4 protein-coding genes and 1 pseudogene are annotated in these 6,548 nt (G+C 47.9%); 1 reads left to right on the top strand and 4 read right to left on the bottom strand.

All coding sequences use genetic code 11. The features are described from left to right. Window positions 1-592 precede the first annotated feature (592 nt). From FJ146_18965 to FJ146_18955, 3 genes are all read right to left on the bottom strand, one after another. The gene (locus FJ146_18965; protein MBM4254053.1) at window positions 593-1,339 is read right to left on the bottom strand and encodes a hypothetical protein; all 747 of its coding nucleotides are present in this window, start codon (window positions 1,337-1,339) and stop codon (window positions 593-595) included. Window positions 1,340-1,926: 587 nt separating this feature from the next. Next, window positions 1,927-3,102, bottom strand: coding sequence for a hypothetical protein (locus tag FJ146_18960; protein ID MBM4254052.1), 1,176 nt, complete (start codon window positions 3,100-3,102; stop codon window positions 1,927-1,929). 381 nt (window positions 3,103-3,483) lie between these two features. Continuing rightward, window positions 3,484-3,999: a YceI family protein gene (locus tag FJ146_18955; protein MBM4254051.1), complete on the bottom strand. Its 516-nt coding sequence runs from the start codon at window positions 3,997-3,999 to the stop codon at window positions 3,484-3,486. Between the two features lie 234 nt (window positions 4,000-4,233). Between FJ146_18955 and FJ146_18950 the strand changes: the two are divergent. After that, a pseudogene (locus FJ146_18950) lies at window positions 4,234-5,362 on the top strand (IS3 family transposase). A 698-nt stretch (window positions 5,363-6,060) separates the two neighbouring features. Here FJ146_18950 and FJ146_18945 read toward each other — a convergent pair. Beyond that, entirely contained in the window at window positions 6,061-6,408 is a 348-nt protein-coding gene (locus FJ146_18945) for a TlpA family protein disulfide reductase (protein ID MBM4254050.1), read from the bottom strand. Between the last annotated feature and the right edge of the window lie 140 nt (window positions 6,409-6,548).

The raw sequence follows: 6,548 nt of genomic DNA, 5'->3' as shown, positions 1-6,548 counted from the left end.
CATAGCCCCATTTTAGCCGACTACACTCGTGCCAGTCGCCTAGGTGGGGTGTTTTTTTTATGGGGTGGGTCAATTTAGCTGAGCGCGGGTGGGTCAATTTAGCTGAGCGCTATAGGGTAATTGAGGTGGTTCGTATGTTTCGCGCCTTATTATGTCAATTAGGCAACGAGTTTCCTTAATGCTGCTAAAGAATTTTGCGCGTAAAGTTGTGCTGCGCCCCTGATAGCCTTTGGCGTAGGCATCAATTGCTCTACCGCAAGCTCGTAGAAATGGCACCCGAAATTTTTCGGCGCTCAATGAAATAGCAAGAGCGCCCAGCGACAGGCTGCTTTCCAGTTCGGGCGAGGGTAATGTCAGTATTAGCGTAAAACACTCGTCAGCCGGTCTGCTTTTGCAAAATGATTCAGAATCGGTCCCGCTATAATGAATTGCCACATCGTTGGAGTTGGTTGAGTCAGCGGCCGTTTGCAAAACCGCTGATGACGTGTATGCGGTTGGTCCACATGCTGCAATAGCTGTAGACAGTAATAGAAAGCTCCTGGAGCGAAACTTCATTTTGAATATATCCCAGTTATTTTGTGAGAATAGTTGTTTAGATCCTTAATGTAGACCTTTGATAAAGAGCGGGCTCATTGGGCGTGTTCAAACCAGGACGGTGACAGGACCATACAAAATCATCGTCAAAACTGAGGTGCCCCACAGCATGTCCTTTTCTGGCAAAATCTGTGACAAGTTGAGCAACATTAGCAAGTGGAGTGGTAGTAGTCAGCGGGAGCTGGAGTTTCCAGACCGGCATACCACCGAAGCTAATGAGTATCGTTTCATCGAACCAACTAGCGGATGTTGCGCCTGGGTCTAATCCAGAAAAGCGGGCGGCGATCAAGCGCGTATTTAGGTCAATCTTTAAAAGGCCACGGAACTCTTGGCTGGGTTTCAGCGGATTCATTTGGTAGTTGTCAACGAGGACGTAAACGTCATTATTTTGTGTCATGACATCCTGAGCCATCCCTTTGACTTTTTGTCCCTTGTTAATGTCGATGACATTCTGGAGCTGGCGCGTTCTGAGATCAAATAGGGTAATCCCGAGAGTACCATGGGCGATAATTAGTGTATGTCCGACTCGGCCGATGGCCCAAGGGCTCTCCTGCGGCAAGAGATTTGACACTGGTTTTATAGACTGAGTGTCAAAGCGGCCAGTAATCTTGCCCTGGTTTTGATCAATGGTGATGATCGAATAAGCAGCTAAAGCTATGATCTCACTGTCATAAATTAAGGCGTCACGTGGCTGTTCGTTTAGGTTAAATGCATGAACACTGCCATCGCTTTCTATGACGTTCATGCCATTATTCGTTCCGACTAGAACACGACCATCATCATGTCGGACAAAGTTTCGGCATGATGGCAGCGTCAAAAAGGCTTCGGTCTGTGGAGAAGTCTGGCCGGCTCCAACCGATGATAGCAATCCGCTGAGGAGCAGAGTTGGCAGCCCGAGGAAAGTCTTTTTTTGTGCAATCAAAGCGATATCTCCGTCCGAAATTAGGTGGATGTCAGAAATAATTTGGACAGGGATGCTATCTGATCTGACTGCGAGATCAATGCAGCAAATTGTTGCACTTTTAGTGGTCACTTCAACGGGCTGGGCGCTTTGCACCAGCGGTCTTTAGTGAGATGAAGTATTTTTTGCGTCACTCGGGTAGGCGGTCTATGGCATATCTTTGCATCGTCAACGCCATGACGACTCCATGGGTCTTTCAGCTGGGTAAAGAGAAGAAAAGTGACGCTGCTGTGGCAATCTTAAACCAAGAAAAATATCATGTGCTGCGTATTGCCTCTGACCCATGTTAAAAAACATCGACATTATCTGTTTCTGGGCTTGTTAGTCCGGGCATTATAGGTTCTGCTGAGTTTGGTAATGTGCGTTTTTCATTAGAGCCATAAATGCAATTGTGCAGCCAGATCGACTTGCGGCTTACTTGATTTGCGAGACTCTTGCTGAAAAGTGAAATAACTATCGGCCCGAAGTTCCATATTGGGTCGCGGGAAGACCTGTAAGCCTGGTCCGACGCGTTTAGTGACGTTCCGGGGTGTGTCCAAGTTTCGTTTGGCCTCTACAGTCAATAGGGTCCAAAAGCCGCGACCAAGTTTAAATTGACCCTGAGTAAATAAATAGTCATTCAATGACTCACGACTAGACTGCTTGATTTTCCTCCTACTTCGACCGATTTCTGCCAATAGGCTTGCTGCTTGATCAGTGCCGGTTCTGAGGTGGGCTGCAATGATTTGCTGAGTGGTAAAGTCCGATGTCGATTGTAAATATGAAGCACCAATGCGTGCAGAATGGTTCAACGTTACTTCCGCTAGTGAGCTTATACCTTTTTGTCTCAGAGATTTCTGTTGGACCAGGTTACCAATAAATGGCTGGATACCGATGTCTATGGCTGTGTCCACGAAGTGTAACAATAAGGCATGTGTCTGATCATTTTGGGTGAGTGCAGTCAGAATCCGGCTGTAGGCAATATGATCTGGAACTCTAACGCCAAAGACTTTGTCCATGAGACCAGCATAGATTCCAAACGTTTTAGTTGCTCGATAGCCAGCGTAGAATTCTCGTGAGCGATATCGCTTAGTGTTAGTGCTGGCACCGACTGTCGCTGGAGCAGGGACAAAGGACATTTGGGTGACGAATGTCAAACGATCGCCAGGAAGAAATTTTGCGACAATCGACCCGCTGAGGTCCATAGTTATAAAACGCTCGTTTGGGTGTTCGCCAGCCAGATTTTGCAGTAAACCAAGTCCCCGATAGTTCAGTGCAGGTCGGATCCAGTCGGATAGCTGAGATTGCGCTGGAAAAGAAGAGTTTTCGCCCAAAGCTTCGTCAGTGATGTGATCATCGACAAAATACCGGCTGGCGATTTCCGTGGCGGCGACGGCGCGGCCGTAGTCGCTAAGTGGCCCACCTCCAAAGGGGTTGTAATGGCAATTCATACAGGAGTAATAGCCGTAGCTGATAAAATTCGGATAGGCCGATGCTCGGTGGGTCATCGTTAGGGTTAGGGTGGTGCCAATCAGGCAAAACAGGAAAAGCTGTCTGAGTATGTGCATAGGTACCCAAAATGTTCTTAATCAACGCCCAATTTGTCGATCCATTCCAGTAGGCTTTGATATTCTACCTCTGGTATTGCCCCGCTACCCAAAGGCATGTTGCCACCAGTGTTTTTCAAGTAGCGAATGATACGTGATGATTTACTGTCGCCTAGATTAATTAGTCGAGACTCACTCCAGTCTGTGTCGGAATCGTATGCAGCCCAACCTGAATGGCACGAGTAACAGTATTCGGCTAGTATTGTGCGTGCTCGGCATAATCTCGCCTGTCTCGATGTGGAACATTCAGCTGTGGTTGCCCCAGTGCCAAGAGTCCCGTCGGCACTATGCGAGTTATAGTCTTGGCCGCACGAGACTGCGATAAAAACCGATAATAGGTGTTTAATTAATCGCATAGGGTACATCTATAGTCACCTCGACCTCGTCCTCGACGCCGACACCTTTGTAGCTGATGTTCTTAATTTTGAAGTCAGAAAGTTTAATCTTGAAGACTGCCTGAGCTGTATGGTCGTCGATAATCTTATAGTTGAATTCAACTTTTTTCGTGACACCAGCAATTATTATGGCTGCGGTCCCGGTCCCGTCGTAAGCAGTTATATCTTTAGCAAGGACATAGGGGTGCTCTTTCTCGAGGAGGTGCTCTCGCATGTGAGTATCCCTTAGGCTTATTCCTGACACTAAGGACTTTACTGGCACTTTTAATTCGGACGCCGTGAAACGATTAACTTTCCTGGTGCCGGTGCCGATCAGCTCACTTGACTTTACTTCAAAAGAACCAACAGGGAAGAGGGCCACTTGCGCTTTGATTTTCGCGGCGTCTGCAAGCGCTGCCGTTGAGTTCATTTGCGTGATTGCAACCCAAATGAAAAAGGAAAAAAGTTTCCGTGTGAGGTTCATGTTTAGTACCTCCTTGGCCTAAACCATCGTTTTGCATTGGTAAAGTAATGACAAGATTCTAGCATAATACCACTGCCGCTCTCCGTCGTCACGGCGGGAAAAGAGGTCCGATATTCAAAATTAAATTGCTTCCCTTGAGGTGGACCCCCAAAACTGGACAGTGAGTTAAGTTAATTTCTCATCTTCGTTGTACACCAGATATAGTGTCCGCTAGCTCGGTAAAAGGGAGACCTTATGCCCCAGATACGCAAGCGACACTCGGCCAAGTTTAAAGCAAAAGTAGCAATGGAAGCCCTTCGAGAGCGGCTGACCGGAGCCCAGATAGCCACCAAATTCGGAGTTCACGCAGGCCAAATATCACAATGGAAGAAGGAGGCCTTGGAACGCCTGCCAGACATCTTCTCGGCGGCCAGAAAGAAGCAGGAGAGAGCCGATGAGGAGCTAGTCTCGAGGCTTTACGAGCAGATTGGCAAGCTCCAGGTCGAGCTTGATTGGCTTAAAAAAAGTCGGAGGACGTTCGCTAATGGAGCTCCGAGCCCTGATCGACTTTGACCACCAACAAATCCCCGTCAGCCGCCAGTGTCAGCTTCTCGGGCTTGGTAGGTCGACTTTGTACTACCGTTGCAAGCCAGAGCAGCTCCGTGTCTTGCAGTTAATGAAGCTTATCGACGAGATCTATCTCAATTGTCCATTCTTTGGGAGCCGCAAAATCGTGATAGCTCTCAAAAGGCGTGGTATAGACGTTAATCGCAAGTGTGTACAACGTCTGATGAGGATAATGGGCATAGAGGCCATCTATTCCAAGCCCAAGACCACCATCCGGCGGCACGACCACCGAGTTTACCCCTACCTGCTGAAAGGCGTTGAGATTGTCAGGCCTTGTCAGGTTTGGTCCGTTGACATCACATATCTGCCAACTGCCCTCGGTTATGTGTATCTGGTTGCGATCATCGATTGGTATAGCCGCTACGTGGTCTCTTGGCGCCTTTCCAACACGATGGACTCCTCATTCTGCGTGGAGGCCTTGCGTGAAGCTCTCGAGCACGGGAGCCCCGAAATCTTCAATTCGGATCAAGGGTCTCAATTTACTAGCTCCGACTTCGTCAGCGTTCTCGAGGCCAAGGGCATAAAGATCAGTATGGACGGGCGTGGCAGAGCTTACGACAACATATTTATCGAGAGGCTATGGCGAACGGTCAAGTACGAGGAGGTCTACTTAAAAGACTACTCCACTATGGACGAAGCCGAGGAGCAAATGTCCCTATATTTCCAATTCTACAACAATGATCGGCCACACCAGTCCTTGGATTACCAGACACCACAGGAGGTCCACTATGCTTGCACAAAGTCTATCCCTGCCTGACAATAGAGGGGAGAGCTTCACGATGACAAGAGACTGACCTAGATTGAAATCAACTGATGATCAGATTAACCCCGGTACGCTATATCTAGTGTGAGACCCCGATGACGACTTAACGATTCCGAGTGGACTTTTTGTCCAAAGGATGGGGTCCACCTCACCTTTTGATGCCCTGCATGACGTTTCTATGGTTGCATTTATGAATCAACCTCCTCATCCAGTAGCAGATGTTTACGGATCTCACTGGGCGTCTGAATAGCAAAAAAGTATGCAGAAATTGTTCGGTGAGTTTTAATCAAATAGCACACATGATTTAATCAATGCCGAGTCCAGATTGTATTCTGGCCGCTACAATAGACGAATGAACGTTCAGTAATTGGGACGACAGATTAATTGGGTGAGGCATGCCATCAATTTATCAAATTTTTTGATAGTCATTTAATGAGTGACGTCTAGGTACACGATCTCGAGTCTTTTAATCGTAAGACTTATCGAGGTATTGACAGACCAAGATGTCAATGACTTTGTTGAAAAGATCGCGACCAAGACGGCCAAGATTTTCCGCAAAAAAGAGTATCTTCAAGATGAGGGAGCAGAGGTACTGCACTCTGAACGTGATCAACTATTCCAGTACTACCCAGTATGACGGAGGCCATGGTGGCGGCCATTCAATGCAAAATTGCATTCGGCGATAGAGCTCCTCACTTCTTCAGTTCTTTTTCAGCGGCAGCGATGGCCTGATCCAAATATTCGCCTGCACCGACCGTTGCGAATACGGCCTTACCTTGACGGTCTAGGACCACCAACTGAGGGATCGCCGACACCATCCAACTTGTGCTGACAGCTTGGTCTCGGTCTTGTAGGAACGCAAACTTTGCGTTGAGGGCTTTGGCATAGGCCTCTATGTCTTCACGGCTATCATCTGAGATAGCGATGATGGCTATGGTGTCGTTTGGCTTTTTGCCCTCATTTTGCTGGCGCTCGGCTAAGGCATTGAGAGCTGGATGGGTAGACCGACAGGCGGGACACCAGGTTGCCCAAAATTCCACGATAGCAACCCGCTGTGTAGTTGCACTTTAGGCTAGTACCCAGACCTATCTATTTCTTGAAATACTCTGACCACCCCTCTAGGAATGGCAAGTAATTCTAGAACATTTTTGCTACACCACTCCGCCCGGGCATAGGTGCC

The organism is Deltaproteobacteria bacterium, from assembly GCA_016874735.1.
Lineage (GTDB): Bacteria > Bdellovibrionota_B > Oligoflexia > Oligoflexales > CAIYRB01 > CAIYRB01.
The sequence above is the reverse complement of the archived record's forward strand: the minus strand, read 5'-3'. Positions and strand labels throughout refer to the sequence as shown.